Raw genomic sequence first — 18,717 nt, forward strand, 5'->3', positions numbered from 1 at the left:
TAGTCGGGAGGGCCTGCCAACGGGGATGACTACGGGGTTACCGCGGTCTTCCAGAGGGTGTGGGCAATGCCATCAGCGGCCCGGTTGAGCATGGTCGGGCTGATGTTGGCCGTCGTGTCACAGGACCGGTGGTAGCAGGGGTCGTACGACCCATTCGCCGTACCGCCCCACTTCGCGGCCTGGGTCGCGGTCTTGCGAGCACTGGCACCAGCGGCGTACCCGCTGGTCGGGATACCTGCCAGGCGGAACGGAGCGTCGTCGGAGCGCCCGGCGCCCTCACGGTTCTCCTCCGGGTTCAGTCCGAGTGAGTCCCAGTACTCCTTGAGCGGCGCGGCGGCGGGGGTGGTGATGTTGTTGATGAAGTACCCGCCGTTGGTCGAGCCGATCATGTCGAAGTTGTAGTAGGCCTGGATGGCAGCGCGGGCCGAGGAGCTCAAGGTGTTGATGTAGAACTCGGATCCGTTGAGTCCTTGCTCCTCGTCGGTCCACCAGGCGAAGCGCACATGCTTCGTCAGGCTGGGCCGCGCGGCAGCGAACGCGAGGGCGTTCTCGAGCAGCGCCGCCGATCCGGACGCGTTGTCGTTGATACCGGGACCGGCGCTGACGCCGTCCAGATGGGCACCAAACATGATCACCTGATTGGCCGGGCCGCCTGGCCAGTCGGCGATCAGATTGTTCGTCTGGGTGGTGCTGCATCCACTCGTACAGCGCTGCTCGGTGACGATGAATCCAGCCGCCTGAAGCCGCTGCTTCACGTAGGCGAGCGAGGCGTTGTACCCAGCAGTCCCGGCGCGGCGGTTACCGCCATTGTTGTTGGCGATGGTGCTGAACTGGGCAAGGTGCGCCCGGATGTTGTCGACGCTGATGTCCGGCGCGGCCGCGACGACCGGCCCAGCCGGGCCGTCGCCGGCCGCCGGGGTGCAGGTGGGCTCACCGGGCTGGGCGCCCAGGCTGACCGCATTCCAGGCAGCCCGGACCTTGTTGAACGTGCCACACGTCCGGTCCAGGTTCCGGGCCGAGTTCAGCGTGGCGATCCGCCACTTCTGGTAGCTCATGCCCGACGTCTTGAGCAGCATCGCGTTGTACATCACGCGGCCGGCTTCCTGGATCCCGATCCCGGTCGGTCGGCTGTTGTCGCAGGTCGGGCTCGCCGGCTGGCCGTTGGTCGGGTTGCTGCCCTCTGCCAGCAGGTAGAACCAGTGGTTCATCGGCCCGGCTGCCGAGTGCACCGACCCCGGCAGGGTGGTCGAGAAGCAGTTCGGGTGACCGGCCCTCGACGGGTTGTACATGTAGCGAATCGCACCGCTGCCCGCGACGTTGGCGAGTTCGCCGATCTCGTAGTCGGGCCGGTCGTTCGGGTTGTTCAGGAAGTGCTCGGTGATCGTGCCGAAGATGTCGGCGACGGCTTCCTGGCTGGGGTATCGGGAGATGCCGCTCGGCGTATTGGCGTCGAGACCGTGCCCGTACTCGTGAGCGATCACGTCCGACGTCGTGATCCACTGGTTGTTGACGTTGTAGCCGAAGGCCACACCACCGGGGTTACCCGGACCGTCCCAGTACGCGTTGTTGTCCGGCAGCCCGACCTCGGCGTCTGCCCAGTTACCGCGGCCGTCCAGACCGTTGCGTCCGTACCAGTCCCTGAGGACGTTCCACTGGCCGGCGGCGGCGTACATGACATCGACACAGCCGGAGACCCGATCGGTCCGACTCGTGCTGCCCCAAACGTCGTCGGCGTCGGTGTACACGGTGCTGTTGCTGTAGTCGGCGCAGGACAACCCGGGACGTGCGGGGTCGCTCATCCGGAACGTGCTGCCCGAGCGCGTGGTACCGAAGGTCAGGCCGGCACCGTTCCAGATACCTCGGCCAGTACCTGCGGCGGTCTGCTCCGCGGTGTGCGCGACCTTGCCGCTGGATGCATCGACGTACACGAGCTCCCGAGTCAGCCGGTCGCCGTGGTCGTGGTCAGCGTGCTTGGCCTTGCCGACCACCGGGACTTCCCACGCCAGCACGGGCTTCGGCTGTCCGATGACCAGCACGACGAGTTGTCCAGCGCCCGATTCGGACACGGTGGTGAAGGCCTTGCGGGCCGAGCGATCCGCGCTCGCGGCGGTCAGCTTGGGTTTCGTGGCCACGGAGATCGTCTTCTCCGAGGCAGCCAGCGTGGTGAGGATGTTGCCCTCGGCGTCGGTCGCGACGACTGCGTCACCACCGATCACCCGCAGTCCTTGGTAGGACTTGTTGTACGAGATGTAGAACAGGTCCTGGGTGTCCGCGTCGCCACCCTCGAACACACCTTCACGAATGAAGGTCTCGTCTGCGCCTTTACGCAGTGCGCCGAGACCGGCGCCGACAGCGCGATCCGCGGCGGCAATCGCAACGGAAGTGGCGTCCGGGGGCGTAGCCGGAGTGGCAGCAACCGCGCTGAAGCTGTTGCTGGTCAGAGTTCCGGCGACCAAGGCGGCGGTCAGTCCGGTAGCAGCCGTCAGCCGGATGGCCCGGCGACTGAGGCGGTGTTTTGGCAAACTCACTAGGGAGCTCCTCACTAGGGGGACGAGATTGGGTCGGATCACGATCTGAGATCTCGAAGCAGCCGAGCGGTCAGGTCGTGACCGGCTCGGGTCAAGTGCGGTTTCGAGTAATCCGTGAGATCCAGCGCAGCGACTGCGGTAGGCATCACCTCCCTTCCGGCCAGGACGAAGTTCTCCATGTCGGTCGTGGGCGACCGCAGGAATACGTTGGGCCTGGTGCTGGCGACGTCGATGGAGAAACGGCGCAGCAACGCGGCACGACTTCGGTAGGGGCAGTAGATGTCGATGATTCCCAAGCTGAATGGGTCCTGACGTAACGCGCTCCCACCGCTGAGAACGACTCCCCGGACGGACAGCAACCGCCTGACCAGCGAGGCCGGGACCGCACCCGACTCGACGATTGCCCGGCCGCGGACCGCTGCGGACAAGGCCGTCGCATCGATACGCGACATCTCCGTACGGACCCGGCGGACGTTCTCGCTTCGGGTCCAACGGACGGGCAGCCCGGACAAGGTCCACAAAGCGGCCCAGGCCACCCGGGAAGGCCAGATCGTCCGCCGGCCGAATCGTTCGGCAACCAGTTGGCTGAGTGAATCCCCATCGATCGACCAGCCGCCGTAGCACTCGGCGCGCTCGGCCTTCAGCGCGCCGGCGCCGATCAGCCGCCGAACCTCTTGCGGCGGCACGCCGATGCGTCGGGCGGCACGAGCAACTGTGAATTCTTCAGCGATTCCGGGGGCGGGGGTTTCCGGATCATCAACTGGCATGTGGCCTCATCTCGGGCGGTGAGAAGATCCCGAGAGGATATTCATGACAAAAGCACCGCGCCGTCAAGCAGCCATTTCAAATGAAAAGAAACTGGCTCGTTCACGACATTACCCAGTTGCGCCATATCGGTCCGAAAACCTGCCGGCCCGATGGATCACCGGACCGGCGAGTCCCGCCAGGGGCGCACGAGTCAGGACGACTGGTTGCCCATGGCTACTTGTTTACCGAGTACCGATCGGCACGCCGTCCAGACCCCAGGCCGGGTCGACCGCGATGTTGAGGTGACGGAAGATCGTGGGGACGATGTCGACTTGACGCGCTGGGCGGGCCGGCCGTCCGGCCGGAACGGCGCCACCGGTCGCCAACGTCCAGACAGTCCTGGTCGTCGGCTGGTGCCCACCGTGGTTGCCGCCGGTGAACCCGTGGTCGGTCGACGCGAGGATCAGCCAGTTCTCGGCAGCCGGACGCGCCCGCACTGCCGCGACCAACCGACCGACGTTGCGGTCGAGCGCTTCGATCGTGTCGGTGTAGGCGGCCGAATCGGACCCGCGCGAATGCCCGATCTCGTCGGCGCGGTGCTGGTAGATGTAGATGACGTCAGGATCGTCGTTGCGGAGCGCGGAGACCACGGAGTCAACGCTGTTGCTGTCGCGAGCAGGTCCTCCATCCGGATCGAGGTTCACGTCGGCGCCGCCGAGGAGGAACGTGTTCAGCGGGTTCCAGTCAGCGGTGGAGAAGGTGTTCAGGGCCGGACGCAGCTGCTCCAGCCGCGTGAACAGAGCCGGGTAGCGCGAAAGGTTGTGACCACCGAAGGTGTTCCCGGTGACCCGATGCTTGGCCGGCCAGACACCGGTCAGCAGGTTCGAGTGTCCCGGGCCCGACATCGTTGGGACGCTGGTGTCGTCGTGAAGGTTCGACGGCCCGAACTGGCCAGTGGCCGCCAGCGCGTCAAGATTGGGCGTGTCGGCCGCGACCAGCTTGTCGTACCGCACCCCGTCGAAGTCGATGAACAAGACCTTCTGCAACCCGAGCTGCAGATCAGCCTTCGTCGGCACCGCTGTCGCCGCCGGTAGCGATGGCACGAAGGCGGCTACCAACAGCAACATCGAACCGACGGCAGCTGTCTTTCGAAGTTTCATGCGTGGCTCCTCTGAGTGTGTACGGGCGTGCTCTGGGAGATCGATCCCCGCAACACAAGAGATACAGCTGCCGGCCCCGCCAGGTAACTGTCAACCGAGCACTATCTGGCTATATGCGCCATAACCAAACAGACTGTCCGCGCGGACGCCGAAAGCCCCTCGAGCGGAATCGCTCTCGAGGGGCTCCTCGACGACACCCGAGATCAGCGAACGGAGGCCGCCTTCGCGCGCGGCGCGAAGTTGGAGCCGTCGGCCCAGAGCTGATCGATCTCCGCGCTCTCGTTGCTGTTCGGCGTTGCGATGGCACAGGACAGCGGCGCGTTGCCTCCCGACATCAGATCCGCGCAGCGCCCGGTCCGACGGTCCGGCAGGCCCAGGATGTGCCCCATCTCGTGGGCGACGATTCGGGTCCGGTCGAACTGCCGGGCCTGGGCGTGATCGATGAAGATGTACCCCGTCCCGTTACCGCCGACGGCCGCGAACGAGCCTTGACCGTTACCTTCGATCAGGTAGAAGTCATAGTTGCTTCCAGCAACCAGCCGGACGTTGCGGACGGAGGCGTTCCAGTTCTGCACGGCGCGGTTCACGTTGGCGGCGTACGTCGGCGCAAAGTTGGCGTAGGTGATCACGGTGACCGCCGCAAGCTTGCGGCCGGCCTTGAGCTCCTTGGCCTGCTTGGCGCGGACGGACTGCATCACCGCGGCCCGGAACGCGTCCGCGGCCTCGGCATCGTGATCGGTTCCCGTGTAGGCGGCGACCGGGCTCGGGGCTGCGACGGACCTCTCCGTCGCAGCGACGGAGACCGGAGCACCGACCGCGAGAGCCGTCAGAACTGCCAGCGGCGCGAGAAAGCGGAGAGGTTTCATGGGCGTCTCTTCTCTGCTCGACATTACCAGGAAGCAGTGGGCACATGCTCACTGCTTCCAACCTTGCAGGTCATTCGCGCCATCGCCTACCGGGCGGTGCAGAGCGACGGGAAAACCCGCGGCGATCACCCACCCGCCGGACCGGATTGTCGGGGATCCCCGTGCACGACAGGTGAGAAATCGGTCGGAATCTGCTATGCCCGAGGTGCGCACAAAGGCGGGCCGCGAAGGGAAGTCCGTCCCTTCACGACCCGCCCGGATCGTTGGTCAAGCCCCGAAGTTCTGCACCCAGTGCTTGGACACCTCACCGATACCGACCACCCGGAACTGACAGTTCAAGAGGTTGAGGCGGTACCCGAGGTTGTCCATCCAGTACCGGACAACCTGCTCGGGTGATTCCTGCCCCTTGGCGATGTTCTCGGCGGTGACCTCGCCGGCATAACCGGCGTCCTTCATTCGCCGATACGGACTGCGGCCGTCCTTCCCGGTGTGACCGAAGTAGCCGTTGGCAACCATATCGGCTGCGTGGCGTTCGGCGGCACGGACCAGCGCGGGGTTCTGCTCCAGCGGCCCGCAGCCGGCCTTGGCCCGCTCCTTGTTGGTCAGCGCCAGGACCTCGAGCTCCACGCCGGTCATGCCGGTCGGTGGTTTCGTGCTCGGCGTCCGCGATGGCGTCGCCGGCGGCCTGATCGTGGGCGCGGTGGGATCTGTCGGCCGCGTTGGCTGCGTCGTCACCGGAGATCCGGGCGTGCCAATCGACGGGGACGTCCACCTCGGGTCTCGACGTGTACCAGGTTCGGGCTCGGCTTCGGTTGTCCCCTCGTCACGCGCGGTTGGCGCGACAGTCGGGAGCATGGTGGGGGTACTGCTCGCAGGCGGCACACTCGGCGTCACCGGCGAGGGCTCGTCCTCGACCGGCAGATACTCCTCGTCCTGTCCCTCGTCCACCTGGAACGGCCCGTCGTCCGAGGAAGGCGAGGGAGGTACCGGACCTGCCATTGCCGTGTCGTCGCGCAGCACGGCCCAAGCGACGCCGCCGGCGCCGCTCAGCACCATGATCAAGACCAGTACCGGCCCGCCCCACCGGCGAATGAACGATACGTAGTAGGGGTTGAGATCCCGCATGCTCTCCGGTCCTTGTCTGTCTTCTGAGCAGCCGATACAACTACTTCCGGCCGATCGGACAGTAGCGGGCCGCAGCGCCCGGGGAACCCTTTTCCGGCGCCAATTCCTGATCTTTGACTTGTATTTAACAATGCTGAACGTGAATTGCACTTCTGGGTATCGACGCAACTGCGCCAATACCCAGGAATGCAATTCAGGTCATCGAGAGGGCGATGCGCGGGGACAACCCTCGCTTGGCTTCGGCGACGGCGGCGTCGATCTCGGCCAGGGGAAAGGGATGCGGGATCAGATCCCGGTACGAGTGCTGCGACGGCGTCTCGTCCAGGAAGCGGATGGCCTCGGCCAGATCATCGACTCGGTAGTTGTGACAGCCGACGATCCTGCTGAGATTACGTACGAAGCCGCTGGGCTCGAACGACACCGACGGCGCCGGTGAGACGGATCCCACCAGCGCGACCGTGCCATCCAGATCGACGAGATCGATCGCCGTTTGGACAGCCAGATTGTTGCCGGACAGCTCGAGGATGACATCGGCGCCGTGTTGGTCGACCGCTTTGGCCAGGTAGGCCGGACCGCAAGCGACGTCAGCACCGAAGGCGACAGCGAACGCACGCCTACTGCCATCGGGGTCGCAGGCAATGATCTTGCCGGCGCCGCGGGATCGGGCGTAGTCGACCGCGGTCAGGCCGAGCATGCCGCACCCCATCACGATCACGGTGTCTCCCGGCCTGAAACTTGATCGCCGGATCGCGCACACGACGGTTGCCGTCGCGCAATTGGCCGGTGCCGCGACTTCGGCGGCCAGGCTGTCCGGAAGCCGCACGAGCCCGGTTCCGGCGAGCAGATGGATATGGCTGGCCATGCCGCCGTTCAGCCGCCAATGCGCGTCCATCGCCTCGTGCCCGTACTTCCGGACGTCTGTGCACTTCTGCGGAACCCCTCGAGTACACCGACGGCAGGTTCCGCAGGAAGTTCCGATCGTCCAGGTCAGACGGTCACCGATCGCAACCGCCGACCCGTCGAAGAACGTGGCCACCCCTCCGATCCCGACGACCCGCCCGACGGCTTCGTGCCCGAGGACGGTCGGCAGCGGCGTCGGCCTGTCTCCCGAGAGAGTATGCAGATCACTGCCGCAGATCGTCGCCAGCTCGATCTCGACCAGAACTTCTCCCGCCCGTAGGTTCGGCAGGCTCTCGACCACTACCTCGAATCCTTTGTCGACGCCGTTCCACACAGCGGCTGTCGCGGTGCCCGGCTCCAGGCCCATCGTGTCGGTCATCAGCGTCCTCATCGACGAATCGTCAAGGCCACGAGCGCGCTGATGAGGCAGCTGCCCGCGACGATCGGAAAGATGTAGCCGGTCTGTCCGGTGCTGTCCATGACGTAGCCGACCAGCGGCTCGGCGGCTCCAGCGAAGAGGTACGAGAAGAAGTTCACTACCCCGGTCGCGGTGCCGGCCATCCGCCGTCCGGCAATATCCGGACAGAGCGCCCAGAACGAGGACTGCGGCCCGTAGACGAAGAAGCCGGTCAGGAAGAGAATAACGATCCCACCGATGATTCCCAGCGGAGCGAGGTACATGATCATCGCGAAGAGCGCGCCGAGAACCATGAACACCGCGATCGGTCGATCCCGTCGAGACCCGAAGAGCCGGTCGGAGATCTGGCCGTTGGTCAACGCACCTACCGCCATCCCGACCGGAAGCGCCACGGAGATCCAGATCGGACTGATCGCACCGCCGCCGGACTTCCAGTTGTCGCCGAGGAAGTAGACCGGAACCCAGATCAGCAGACCGTAACGAGCGGCATTCTGGAACCCGATGGCAATCCCGGTCGACCAGATCTTGGGGCTGGCCAGCACCGCGCGGTAGCGGTCGATCGACCGCTCTCCGGCCACGAGTTCCGGGCCTGAGATCGAGCCGGCGGCCTGGGCGTCGACGAAACTCTGCGGTGCTTTGACACCGGCCTGTTCGGGGTTCTCCCGGGCGATGAAGTAGAAGGTGATGCCGCCGACCAGCATCAGCAGCACCGGAATCCGGAAGATCCACTGCCAGTCGAGATCGAAGGTGTCGACGACCAGCGTCGAGGTGACGAAGGCCAGGACGGACGCCGAGCCGGCGGCGAACGTGTAGAACCCGAGACTCTTCCCGCGCTCGCGCGGTGTCCACCAGTTCGCGATCACGCGGCCGCCGGACGGCCATCCCATCGCCTGAACGAACCCGTTGGCGCTCCAGGCCACGGCCAGACTCTTGGTGCCGATCGCGAAACTCGTGCACCAGTTGAGGATCGTGGACAAGATGGCGCCCAGCGTCATGATGCGGCGGCCGCCGAACTTGTCGGCGAGGTTGCCGTTGATCAGCTGCCCGGCGGCGTAGGACCACAGCAGCAGACCACCGATCGCGCCGAGGGTCGTCTTGCTCAGGCCGAGATCCTCCTGGATGCCGGGGATGGCGAATCCGAAGGTCTGCCGGCCGGTGTAGAAGAACAGGTAGCAGAACATCGCGGCGAGGAGCATCCGATGCTTGAGGCGTCGGAATCGATCCTCGGAGACGGACTCCAGCTCGACAGCGGATTTCGGCGCGGGTCCTGTCACTGACATGTCGGTCAACCAATCGCTGGAAGGGATGACGACGCCTCGACCTGGGCGACAAGCGTCGTCGCGACCCAGAACGCGTCGTAGTTGTGGAGCCGGGCTGCCCCGCTGACGCACTCGCCGGCCAGGTCGGGCTGCGGAAGTACCCGGTTGATCAGGAACGGCACCGAGGTCTCGCCGAGCGCGCCGTGTGACCTCAGCGGCGCGTCGAGCTGGCTCAGATCGTGCCAAGCAACGAATCGGCCGAGCGCGGTACCGGCTTCGGCGAGGACGACGATGTCGCCGATGCGGTCGACAGGAAGCTGGAACTTGCGAGCAGCGTCGCCCCGGTTGTAGACGGCCTCGATTCCATCGATCGCGGCCAATCCCTCGATCACCGACAACTGATCGGCGTCCGGCGGCAGGTACACGCTGGCGAACGAACCGAGCGCGCCGTGATGAACCGTGTAGGGATCAGTGATCGGCAGCACCACTCTGACGTCGTCGGCCGGATCCCCCGGCTGACCGTCGAGCAGGGAACGGACCTCGTCCTCGACGTACACGACTCGAGGCTGTCCGTCGCCGTCCGACTTCGCGCTCATCCCATGATCGGCGGTGATGACCACAACCGCCCCGAGCTCATCGAGTTCCCGGGCGTACCGGTCGATCATTTCGTAGAAAGCGGTCGCCGTCTCGGTACCGGGCGCGTGTTTGTGCTGGATGTAGTCCGTGAGCGACAGGTACATCAGGTCGGCCCCGCTCGTGCGGAGGATCTCCACACCGGCAGCGAGGACGAACTCGCTGAGGTCTGCACTGTAGACCTCAGGAAGGGGACGACCGACCAACGCGAGCACCTCGCCGATGCCGTTCTCCTCGACCGTTGCCTGGTCGGCCTTCTCCGCCGAGAAACAGATCCCCCGCCGGCGCGGCGCCTCGAACTCCGGTCGGCCGGCAAGGCTCGGACCATCCTCGACCACTCCGGCTCCCAGCAGCCGGCGCAGCTTGTCCTTGGCCGTCACCACGACGACGTCGAGTCCGGCATCATTCGCGGCCGCCAACAAGGACGGGGCCCGAAGGAAGCGCTTGTCGTTCATCAGCACCTCCTCACCGGTCGCGGCGTCGAAGATGTAGTTTCCGCAGATGCCGTGCACCGCCGGCGGCCGGCCCGTGACGATCGATACGTTGTTCGGATTGGTCAGGGCCGGCATCGCGCATTCGGCCGCCCAGGACGATCCCCGATCACGCAACGTCTCCGTGAGCCAGGGCATCCGGCCGGCCTGCATCGCCAGCTCGTGGTATTCGGGCTCACTGCCGTCGACGCAGATCACCACGACCGGGCTCCCCGGCGTGATGTAGCTGCGACCGTTGACGTCGAACATCGTCGAAGGCACCTGGTCTCCTGAAGGTCGGCGGTGGCGGACACCCTCAGACTGGCGGGACACCCGACCGACAGGAAGAAGCTTTTGCCTTATAGGGGCTATAGCGTTGGGACGCCGAAGTCACCGAGGCCATGCGGCAGTGGCGCGCACCAACAACGCAAAGGCTTCCTCGGGCGGCGTCAGGAGGCGGTCAGCTCGGCGTACCAAAGTCACTTCACGACTTGGCGGCCGCGGCTCGATGTCCAGCCGGGTCAAGACCCCGGTCTCGATCTCTCGACGAACCGTGTGCTCGGACAACACCGTGAGCCCCAGGCCAAGCTGCACCGCTTCTTTGACGGTGTCGGAACCCCAGACCTCCCAGGTCTCAGCACCACGAAGATCCCAGCTACGAAGGGTCTGCTCCTGCAACCGCCGCGTACCCGAACCTCGCTCGCGAAACAGGAACCGGCTGGAGACGAGATCGGCGACCTCCACAGCTCGTCCGGCCAGCGGATGCTCAGCCGGCGCGACCAGAACCATGTCCTCGCTCAGTAGCAGCTCACTGACCAGAGATTCCGCGACCGGACGACCGGCGCACAGTGCCAAGCCGACCTCACTGTTCAGCATCCAGGCCTCGACGGTGTCACCGTTGCCGACTCGGAGCTGGCAGGTCACTTTCGGAGCCAGGGCCGTGAACTCACTCATGAGACGGGGCAGCAAATAGGTTCCCAGCGTCGTCGTACCAGCCACAGCGAGCAAGCCGGACTCCAAGTCACGATATCCAGCCGCCGCATGCTGCAGGAGTTCCAGGACACGGAAGACCTCTCGCGCATGGTCGACCACCACCTTGCCTGCCGGGGTGGGTTGCGCACCATGAGGGCCGCGCTGGAGCAGACTGACACCTAACGCGCGCTCGAGTTGACGAATGTGATTCGAAACGGTCGGTTGACTCATGTACAACGCCTTGGCCGCAGCGGAGAACCCACCTTCGTCCACCACTCTGACCAGCATTCCCAGCTGGACGAGACTAAGCATGAACTTGCCTCCTCAGGACAAAGGACGCCCTTTGCGTGTCGACGCGCAGGCGAGTGCTGCGCTGCATCGACGAAACTTATCCCGGCGACGCTGAAAATCCGCTTCCCGCGGGCCATTTAGTCACCTTCGCGACACGACTCATCCGAGACATTCGGTTGACCGGATTGTCGGTCCGGAATAGCTTTACGGCTCCCCGGAGGCCGTTCCCTCCGGGGCCCATCGCCGCCGGACCTCTCTCCGGCGGCGGCCGGAGGCCGTTGCGGGCACGAGCCGGCCACGCTGCGGAACGATCTGAGGCCCACAGATCTCGGAGACGGAATGTACGCGGAGTCTGGCAACAACCACCCCGGATGCCGTCGGCCGCACAACACCTGGGGCGCTTTCGGCCGGGCCGCTCGACCATTCGGCATCGACCGGCCGCACCGCCAGACATCACGGATCGGCCTCAGCACGCCCGGTTCCGCTCGCGCTCGATGGTCAAGTCGCGACCGGTGCCGCCTCAACCGGCATTGACGACACGCAACCTGTCGAGCTCGGCCTCCGAGCCCGCGCGGCCAGGATCAATCGAGCCCGGCGGGCTGACGAATCGCAGCAAAGGTCATACTATCTGTTTGCGCAAACATTGCGCCTGATCCCGACGAGAACTGAAGGGAGCTCGGGATGCCCTTCGCCGCCTCCACACCGAAGGACCGGTTGCCGGCCGCGGACCTGCTGTTCGCGACGACGGCAGCCGGACGCGTGTACCGAGCCCTGGTCGCCACGCCCGGCATGACCGAGAGCGCGATCGCACTGGCTACCGGATTGGCGCCTGCTGCCGTTCGCGACGCACTGGCCGAGCTGGCCGAGAGCGAGGCCGCCAGCCGCTCCGACAGCCACTGGGAGGCCGAGCGGCCGGACCGGCTGACGACGAAGATTCTGACGTCAGAACACCGCCGGCAGACTCAGATTCGCGAGGCTGAGGCCGAGCTGATCGAAATCTTCCGTACCGCTCGCCATCACCAGGGCAGCTACCACGGGCTCGAGGTTCTGACCGCGACCGAAGATGCCTGCCGACCGGTTCAACAGTTCCACACCCGCGCCGAGTTCGAGGTCCGGACCATCGAGAAGGCGCCTTGCGCCACCGTTGGCCACCGGCATGTCCGCGAACGGATCCGGCAGGATCGCATCGCCAGGGGCGTTCGCTACCGATCGATCTACCAGCAGAATCAGCTGACAACCACCTGGGCCTCGAGTGCGTTGCTCAGCTCGACGAGGTCGGGCGAACGGGCACGCGTCCTCCCGAACCCTCCGCTCGCACTCACTCTCATCGACGAGCATGTCGGCTTCTTGGTACTCGCCGACCAAGTCGAACCTGCCGCATCGACCACTCTCATGATCAGCAGGTCCGCCCTCCTGACGACCCTGGGAGGCGTGTTCGAAACCCTCTGGCAGGTGGCCGCGCCGGCCAGTACCAGCACCGACCAGGTCGACGGCAGGGATCGGGAGATTCTCACACTGATGGCTACGGGCGTGACCGACGAGAAGATCGCCGCACAACTCGGACTGTCGCGCCGCACAGTCGTTCGCCGGGTCAGCCTACTGATCACCCGTCTCGGCGCGTCGACCAGATTCCAGGCCGGAGTGCAGGCGGCTCACCGCGGCTGGATCTGACCGCGCCACTTCCCAGAAGTGACAACAACCGAACTGACCAATAGGTGACAATCCGCACCCGACCGTGGACACAGTGTGATCGACGTCGGTACTTTCGACTCAAATCGGTCTCCTGACCACGGGGCAGGGGGCCGAAGCAATAAAGAATGAGAACGAGTCACTTTTGCTTTACCTTGCTCAATTGCGTCATCTGTCGAATATTCAAACGTATTACTTGACAGCTGGATAGGGTCTCCAAGATCATTTCAGCAAGGAGTCGGACTGCACCTGAGTCCAGTCCGATTCCGTCGCTGATCCCGACTTCAGGTGTGAGCCGGGATCACCATGACCCGACAGGCCGGCGTCCCATCCCCCCATACGGACGCCGGCCTGTCGTGGTCATTTACGGTATTTCGGTCTCCGGAGGTGGCGCCGTACTTGCCCGCTGGAGCAATCGAGTCGGCACCAGTTGTACGCCCGGTTCCGCCGGAACCCCGGTAGTGATCTGGCGAAGAAGCTCCGCGACGCAAAGTCGTCCGAGTTCGGCGAAGTCTTGATAGACCGTGGTCAGTGGAGGAATGAACGCAACGCCGTCCGGTACTGCGTCGAAGCCCACGACGCTGACTTCTCGCGGAACGCTTCGGCCCTTCTCGTAGAGAGCAAGCAGCACCCCGAGGGCCATCTGGTCGTTGGCCGCGAAAATCGCCGTACACGACGAGTCGTCAGGCAACTCCAAGCCGGCCCGATAGCCCGACTCCGCAGACCAATCACCGCGAACCAACTCGGGAACTACGCAACCGTGCTTCTCCAACGCCGTCCGCCAGGCATCGGTCCGGCGCCGGCTGGATGCCGCGCCTGCGGGGCCTGCTACGTGCCATACCGTCCGATGGCCGAGCTCGAGGAGATGATCGACGGCCTGCTGGGTACCGCCGCTTTGGTCCATATCGATCGCGGCGTAGTCGGCTCCGGCGTCTGCATCGACAACGACCACCGGAAGACCTGGTGGCAAGGAGACCGAGATCTGCTGCAACAGCTGGGTCTCCAAGACCAGGATGACCCCATCGACCGCCAGATCGGCCAACCTGCCAAAGGCGCCTTCAACGGCCTCCTGGGCGTTCACCGGGATCAGCGTGATGGCGTAGCCCTCGCGCGCGGCCTCAACCGCAATGGCGTCCAGAGTCCGGTTGTTCCCGACGCTCAAGAGCGTGAAGACCACCACTCCGAGAGTGCGGTACTCACCGCTTTTCAGTGCCCGGGCGGCTCCATTCGGCCTGTATCCCAGCTGCTTCATCGCAGCCAGAACCTGCTCGCGCGTGGTGTCGACCACCCCAGGAAAACCGTTCGAAACCCGCGAGACGGTCTGCGACGAGACACCGGCCAGCTTCGCGACGTCAGTCATCGACGGACTGCGACGACGGCCACCCGGCGGGCGTGGCAACTTGTCACGGACTACGGGCTCATCGGACACGGCTCCTGGACCCTCCGCTCACCACTCGTCGCAATCGTCACGCAGCTATGTTTGCGTTAACGCGCTTCGGAAGCAAACAAGTCTGGTGTCGTTGACACCTCCGCGCCATACGTCTCGGGCCGGATTGGCAACGGCGCGCGCCGACTCGACCCATCAGCGGAGGGCAACGGAGATCACCTTCCCCTCGATCAGGTGCTCCAACCAGCGCTTGACGTCGGACGGGCCGCCGACGGGGGCGAAGTGATGGAGGCTTGGAACCAGGACCGCAACGACGCCGAGCCTGGTGACCCGCTGCACCAAGCTGCCGAAGGCGTCCAGGTCGAGCGCGTGCCCCTCGATATGAGTGTGTATCAGGTTGTAGCCCTGCTCATCCGCGAAGCGGCTCAGACCTCTGCAGGCCTGCTCCAGCGCGGAACCGGTCACGAACAGACCCGCATTGACATAGGCGACGGCCGCCGGCCTGTCGGTCATGCACCAATGACCCTCTCGTTGACCCCGGAAAGACTTACACCGCTCGTACCCGCTGGAGCCAGCCGACGTTCTCCCGGACGTCGCAGGCCTCATGTGCGAACCGCCCCGAGGAAAGAGTGCAGTCCAAAGGCGCATGAGTGACGATCTGCTCATCGACGCTGCCGCCCATGGCACGAAGTCTGGTCGCCAACCGATGCGCATGCCGAGACGCCTGGCCAGGAACGACGGTGTCCGCCGGCGACCACACCAGGCGCACGTGGACAGTCGCCAGCGCTTCGACGTAGTGCAACGGCGACCGCATTGCATAGGCCTCGACCGCCGGGCGTAAGCCCGCGCCGACCTCCTGCTCGATCAGCTTGTGTACGCGCGTCTCGAACAGGTTGTCCTCGGTCCGTCCGGCCTCGATGTCTCGACCCCATTCCTGGACGTCGATGATCGGGTTGGCCGCCCAGACAGCTCGGACGACCTCTGGATTCCGCCCGGCGAAGACGAGCGCATCGAGCCCGCCCATCGACAATCCACCGGCCGTGACAACGCTGGCGCCGGTCAACCGGCAGGCCTCGTCGATACAGGCCCTGACCGCGTCCAGATGAGCAGCCCAGGCCAGTGACACACCCGGTAGCACGCGTCCACGGGCACGCGGAGCGACAACCGCCATGCCGGCCCCGCGCACCGCCTCCACCATGCCCTCCAGAGGCTTGATGAAGTAGGCGCCGGCGTCCTCTCCGAACAGCACCGCCTCAGGCGTCGATGCGAAGGGATGGAACAGCACGTGAAGCTCCTGAACGCCGCCTCCCGGATCCGCGATCAGGCACTCCCGCACCGTTCCCACGGCATCTGTCATCCGGACCTTCTGAAGCCGCACAGACGGCGGGGCGGGCCGCACGGACATCAGCTCGCCACTCCCCGAGCTCTGCCGACGCTCTTATCGATGGATCGGCCGAGGCCCGGCTGCATGGCAACTACCTTCCGCGGGGGCGCTCCGCATCAGCCGAGCCGAGTTTCAAGGATCATCTTCAGCCGCAATTCCGATGTCAAGACTTCATTTACAACATCTCACCCAGCGATTCAATGATCCTCTTATGGCGCATTGGAGACGGTGCACAATTGAGCCAATCTGGACAACAGAATTTCATTGACAGGTGCCATCAGATTTTACTTGACAAGCGCGGACGGCACCCAGAACATTCCGCTATGGGAGTTAGCTGTGGGCGGATTCCCAACCCCGGGCTCGGCATCGCTGCACCTCAACGCAGAGACCTGAGCCAACGTGAGGTCGGCGGCCAGTCTCCCGACGGTCGCCGACCTCCAACCAGCGCCGGTCGAGACCTCAACGCCGGCTACTCCTGGCCTCTCGATGCGCCGAATCCACCATCGCGAGAACCCTTTCGATCGCACGAGATTCGGCCTCCAACGCCCGCATCCAAGCCCCGACCAGTCGGGGATCCGGGATCACCGTCGTGGTTTCGATCCGACTGACCTCGGACGGACTGATTCCCAGCCGCGCCGCCAATTGCCGCCCAGTGATCCCAAAGGCTTGGCGCAGCCGCCGCAACTCCCCGGCCAGCGCCGCTCGAGCCTCACGCCCCGGCGAATCGATCGCATTCACAGATGCGAAATTAGCCGGTGGCCAACACCATTCTCAAATCACCCTGGCTCAAATGCGACACGAGCCCCGCCACTCCCAAATGAACCGAACCGCTTGTTGCAGGATGATGCAACTCACTGGACACCACTGTTTTCCGATGAGGTACTTTGTCCGGAACCGAGGGCCAAGGAGAAACCCGTGCGGCGACAGTTGACGACCATAGCCGTCACCGCGGGCTTGGTGATCTGCAGCATCACGGTGGCGTCCGCGTGTTCCGCGGACAGTGGTACCGCCGTGCTGGATGAGTCCGTGGTCGCCCACGGCACGGTCAAGACTGCCGAGGGGAAGGCTGCAGCGAGGGTCTCGGTGGTCCTGTACGCGTGGCCGAGCAACGACACGAGCGAATCACCAAAGGTCGGCGACGAGGGGAAGCTGCAGCAACTGACGGAGACCACCGCCGGCCCGGACGGCTCGTTCCAGCTCAGAATGACCGACTGGTCGGTCCTCGCACCCGTGACTGGACCGGACGGCATCGTGAACTTCGAGATCGTTGCCGGCGAAGGTCAGTCGGCAGCACCGTTCAGCTTCCCTCGCAAGGTGGTCGACGTCGCCGGAGAGAAGACGCTCGTCGACCCGGTAGCCGCAGCGCCACGAGGCGGGCCGGAAGAACTTCCCCCGCTCACGGTCACTCTGGCGACGCCCTAGACAAGCTCTCCAGCAAGATTGGAATAGACCTGGACGCCGGTGGCGTGCGCGCGCAGTCCCGAGCAAAGGAGTTCTGCCGCGTCCGCGGCAGGTAGCCGCAGGACATCTGCAATCTGTCGATAGTCCAGCTGCCCGCACTGCGCCAAAGCCACAGCGACCGCCTGCTGATGCCGCATCGAGGTGTGCTCCCTGCGCGAGCATGATCGATGCACTCTACGGGCAAGTTCGCGTCGCATCTGCGGCGCAGGCATCGGCACCGCCATCGCCGCCCTCGGAAAGGCTGTCGAGATCACCTCGACCACGGCCGCCTCAGCAGCCACTTGGTCAGACAACATCACCTTCGCCAGCGCGACCATGGCTCCGCCGTGTTCAGCGCAAACGTTGACAGCCTCCGGCACCGCATCGATCTGGTCATCGGTGGTGGCGCCTGGACGTACATCGCGCCGTACCCGCACTGTGAGCATGAGCCCTGACTCCTTTGCGCAGCCCACCTTGCAGGTCCCTCGATTTCTTGTTGTCGAGTGAGGAGCGCCTGAGAGCCACTAGGCAGCAGAGAGTACCTCGATGACTACAAGCCGCATCACCCGGCTCGCCAAACCAAGGCCTCAGCTGAGGTCGTAGGTGTTGGTGGCCGTGGTGGTAAAGACAGCCGATTGCTCGGCTGGCGTCAGCTGGGCGGTCAGGGCCTCGGCCGCGGCAACGACGGCCGGGTAGTCCGCGGCGAGTAGGCAGACGGGCCAGTCGGAGCCGAACATCACTCGCTCCGGTGTGAAGGCTTCGAGGACCGTCTGGGCGTACGGCTTGAGGTCGGCGACGGTCCAGCTCAACCAATCGGCCTCGGTGACCAGGCCGGAGAGTTTGCAGGTCGTGTTCGGGAGGGCAGCGAAGTCCCGGAGGTGGGTGGCCCAGGGATCAAGCGGGCCGCCAATGACCGGTTTGGAGAGGTGGTCCAGGACGAAGGTGAGCTGGGGCAGGGCCTGTGCCGCCCGGATGGCGGCCGGCAGGTGCGGGGTCCTGGTGAGCAGGTCGTAGACCAGCCCGGCCTCAGCCACCGCTGCCAGGCCGCGTTGGACGTCGGGGCGGAGGAGCCACTCCGGGTCAGGCTCACCTTGAACCTGGTGACGAACGGCCTTCAGATAGCCGCCGTCCGGCCGGGCCTGCAGCTCGGCCAGGACGTCGGCGACATCGGGCGCGGTCAGATCGACCCAGCCGACCACGCCCGCGACCAAGTCGTTGCTGTTGGCAACTTCAAGGAACTCGCGGGTCTCGTCGAGGACGCCGACCGTCTGCACCAGCACGGTCGCGGTGATCCCGGCCGCGGCCACGAGTGGCGCCAGCTCGTCGATCCCGAACCTGCGCCGGATCGGGGCGAACTCCGCGCCGCCCAACCAGGTCTGGTCGCGAACGCTCAGATCCCAGACGTGGTGATGCGCGTCGACTCTGCTCATGCCGCTGTGGTCCCTTCG

The 18,717-nt window shown here is 65.2% G+C and carries 17 protein-coding genes; 2 read left to right on the plus strand and 15 right to left on the minus strand.

What is annotated here, in order from left to right:
* Nucleotides 1-29: 29 nt before the first annotated feature.
* The 9 genes from ACZ6ZD_RS22380 to ACZ6ZD_RS22420 form a co-directional block, all read right to left on the minus strand.
* On the minus strand, nt 30-2,528 hold the full coding sequence (locus ACZ6ZD_RS22380; protein ID WP_465675042.1) for a M28 family peptidase: 2,499 nt from the start codon (nt 2,526-2,528) through the stop codon (nt 30-32).
* A gap of 38 nt (nt 2,529-2,566) precedes the next feature.
* The gene (locus ACZ6ZD_RS22385) at nt 2,567-3,295 is read right to left on the minus strand and encodes a hypothetical protein (protein ID WP_465675044.1); all 729 of its coding nucleotides are present in this window, start codon (nt 3,293-3,295) and stop codon (nt 2,567-2,569) included.
* A 222-nt stretch (nt 3,296-3,517) separates the two neighbouring features.
* The gene (locus ACZ6ZD_RS22390; protein WP_465675046.1) at nt 3,518-4,435 is read right to left on the minus strand and encodes an alkaline phosphatase family protein; all 918 of its coding nucleotides are present in this window, start codon (nt 4,433-4,435) and stop codon (nt 3,518-3,520) included.
* A 203-nt stretch (nt 4,436-4,638) separates the two neighbouring features.
* Complete coding sequence (locus tag ACZ6ZD_RS22395) at nt 4,639-5,301, minus strand: snapalysin family zinc-dependent metalloprotease (RefSeq protein ID WP_465675048.1); 663 nt, start codon at nt 5,299-5,301, stop codon at nt 4,639-4,641.
* 267 nt (nt 5,302-5,568) lie between these two features.
* Nucleotides 5,569-5,937 (minus strand): CAP domain-containing protein, encoded by a 369-nt coding sequence (locus ACZ6ZD_RS22400; RefSeq protein ID WP_465675050.1) that lies wholly within the window; start codon nt 5,935-5,937, stop codon nt 5,569-5,571.
* A 682-nt stretch (nt 5,938-6,619) separates the two neighbouring features.
* Nucleotides 6,620-7,693, minus strand: coding sequence for a zinc-binding dehydrogenase (locus ACZ6ZD_RS22405; protein ID WP_465675052.1), 1,074 nt, complete (start codon nt 7,691-7,693; stop codon nt 6,620-6,622).
* A gap of 20 nt (nt 7,694-7,713) precedes the next feature.
* Nucleotides 7,714-9,024 (minus strand): MFS transporter, encoded by a 1,311-nt coding sequence (locus tag ACZ6ZD_RS22410; protein ID WP_465675054.1) that lies wholly within the window; start codon nt 9,022-9,024, stop codon nt 7,714-7,716.
* Between the two features lie 5 nt (nt 9,025-9,029).
* Nucleotides 9,030-10,388 carry a phosphonoacetate hydrolase gene (gene phnA / locus ACZ6ZD_RS22415; protein ID WP_465675056.1) on the minus strand — a complete coding sequence of 453 codons (1,359 nt, stop codon included), beginning with the start codon at nt 10,386-10,388 and terminating at the stop codon, nt 9,030-9,032.
* Nucleotides 10,389-10,496: 108 nt separating this feature from the next.
* Nucleotides 10,497-11,390, minus strand: a complete 894-nt coding sequence (locus ACZ6ZD_RS22420; protein ID WP_465675058.1) for a LysR family transcriptional regulator — start codon at nt 11,388-11,390, stop codon at nt 10,497-10,499.
* Between the two features lie 660 nt (nt 11,391-12,050).
* Here ACZ6ZD_RS22420 and ACZ6ZD_RS22425 point away from each other — a divergent pair.
* Nucleotides 12,051-13,040 (plus strand): LuxR C-terminal-related transcriptional regulator, encoded by a 990-nt coding sequence (locus ACZ6ZD_RS22425; protein ID WP_465675060.1) that lies wholly within the window; start codon nt 12,051-12,053, stop codon nt 13,038-13,040.
* A gap of 382 nt (nt 13,041-13,422) precedes the next feature.
* On the opposite strand, the gene ACZ6ZD_RS22430 is transcribed toward ACZ6ZD_RS22425, so the two are convergent.
* The 4 genes from ACZ6ZD_RS22430 to ACZ6ZD_RS22445 all read right to left on the minus strand — a co-directional run bounded on the left by ACZ6ZD_RS22430 (nt 13,423) and on the right by ACZ6ZD_RS22445 (nt 16,567).
* Nucleotides 13,423-14,418: a LacI family DNA-binding transcriptional regulator gene (locus ACZ6ZD_RS22430; protein WP_465675062.1), complete on the minus strand. Its 996-nt coding sequence runs from the start codon at nt 14,416-14,418 to the stop codon at nt 13,423-13,425.
* Between the two features lie 222 nt (nt 14,419-14,640).
* Complete coding sequence (locus ACZ6ZD_RS22435; RefSeq protein WP_465675064.1) at nt 14,641-14,958, minus strand: hypothetical protein; 318 nt, start codon at nt 14,956-14,958, stop codon at nt 14,641-14,643.
* Between the two features lie 34 nt (nt 14,959-14,992).
* Nucleotides 14,993-15,802 carry a prolyl oligopeptidase family serine peptidase gene (locus ACZ6ZD_RS22440; protein ID WP_465675066.1) on the minus strand — a complete coding sequence of 270 codons (810 nt, stop codon included), beginning with the start codon at nt 15,800-15,802 and terminating at the stop codon, nt 14,993-14,995.
* Nucleotides 15,803-16,288: 486 nt separating this feature from the next.
* The gene (locus ACZ6ZD_RS22445; RefSeq protein ID WP_465675068.1) at nt 16,289-16,567 is read right to left on the minus strand and encodes a helix-turn-helix domain-containing protein; all 279 of its coding nucleotides are present in this window, start codon (nt 16,565-16,567) and stop codon (nt 16,289-16,291) included.
* A gap of 177 nt (nt 16,568-16,744) precedes the next feature.
* Here ACZ6ZD_RS22445 and ACZ6ZD_RS22450 point away from each other — a divergent pair, with 177 nt between their 5' ends.
* Entirely contained in the window at nt 16,745-17,251 is a 507-nt protein-coding gene (locus tag ACZ6ZD_RS22450; protein ID WP_465675070.1) for a hypothetical protein, read from the plus strand.
* Here ACZ6ZD_RS22450 and ACZ6ZD_RS22455 read toward each other — a convergent pair.
* Both ACZ6ZD_RS22455 and ACZ6ZD_RS22460 read right to left on the minus strand, forming a co-directional pair.
* Entirely contained in the window at nt 17,248-17,715 is a 468-nt protein-coding gene (locus tag ACZ6ZD_RS22455) for a hypothetical protein (RefSeq protein ID WP_465675072.1), read from the minus strand. The two genes, ACZ6ZD_RS22450 and ACZ6ZD_RS22455, sit on opposite strands and share 4 nt — an antisense overlap.
* A 141-nt stretch (nt 17,716-17,856) precedes the next feature.
* Nucleotides 17,857-18,699 carry an amidohydrolase family protein gene (locus ACZ6ZD_RS22460; protein ID WP_465675074.1) on the minus strand — a complete coding sequence of 281 codons (843 nt, stop codon included), beginning with the start codon at nt 18,697-18,699 and terminating at the stop codon, nt 17,857-17,859.
* Nucleotides 18,700-18,717 lie beyond the last annotated feature (18 nt).

This window comes from Kribbella sp. NPDC104218 (genome assembly GCF_055584105.1).

Excerpts from the sequence above, each read along its gene's own strand:
- ACZ6ZD_RS22390 (WP_465675046.1), bottom strand. The coding sequence starts at position 4,435 with ATGAAACTTCGAAAGACAGCTGCCGTCGGTTCGATGTTGCTGTTGGTA.
- ACZ6ZD_RS22420 (WP_465675058.1), bottom strand. The coding sequence starts at position 11,390 with ATGCTTAGTCTCGTCCAGCTGGGAATGCTGGTCAGAGTGGTGGACGAA.
- ACZ6ZD_RS22410 (WP_465675054.1), bottom strand. The coding sequence starts at position 9,024 with ATGTCAGTGACAGGACCCGCGCCGAAATCCGCTGTCGAGCTGGAGTCC.
- ACZ6ZD_RS22395 (WP_465675048.1), bottom strand. The coding sequence starts at position 5,301 with ATGAAACCTCTCCGCTTTCTCGCGCCGCTGGCAGTTCTGACGGCTCTC.
- ACZ6ZD_RS22440 (WP_465675066.1), bottom strand. The coding sequence starts at position 15,802 with ATGACAGATGCCGTGGGAACGGTGCGGGAGTGCCTGATCGCGGATCCG.
- ACZ6ZD_RS22425 (WP_465675060.1), top strand. The coding sequence starts at position 12,051 with ATGCCCTTCGCCGCCTCCACACCGAAGGACCGGTTGCCGGCCGCGGAC.
- ACZ6ZD_RS22385 (WP_465675044.1), bottom strand. The coding sequence starts at position 3,295 with ATGCCAGTTGATGATCCGGAAACCCCCGCCCCCGGAATCGCTGAAGAA.
- ACZ6ZD_RS22460 (WP_465675074.1), bottom strand. The coding sequence starts at position 18,699 with ATGAGCAGAGTCGACGCGCATCACCACGTCTGGGATCTGAGCGTTCGC.
- ACZ6ZD_RS22455 (WP_465675072.1), bottom strand. The coding sequence starts at position 17,715 with ATGCTCACAGTGCGGGTACGGCGCGATGTACGTCCAGGCGCCACCACC.
- ACZ6ZD_RS22435 (WP_465675064.1), bottom strand. The coding sequence starts at position 14,958 with ATGACCGACAGGCCGGCGGCCGTCGCCTATGTCAATGCGGGTCTGTTC.
- ACZ6ZD_RS22400 (WP_465675050.1), bottom strand. The coding sequence starts at position 5,937 with ATGACCGGCGTGGAGCTCGAGGTCCTGGCGCTGACCAACAAGGAGCGG.
- ACZ6ZD_RS22430 (WP_465675062.1), bottom strand. The coding sequence starts at position 14,418 with ATGACTGACGTCGCGAAGCTGGCCGGTGTCTCGTCGCAGACCGTCTCG.
- ACZ6ZD_RS22405 (WP_465675052.1), bottom strand. The coding sequence starts at position 7,693 with ATGGGCCTGGAGCCGGGCACCGCGACAGCCGCTGTGTGGAACGGCGTC.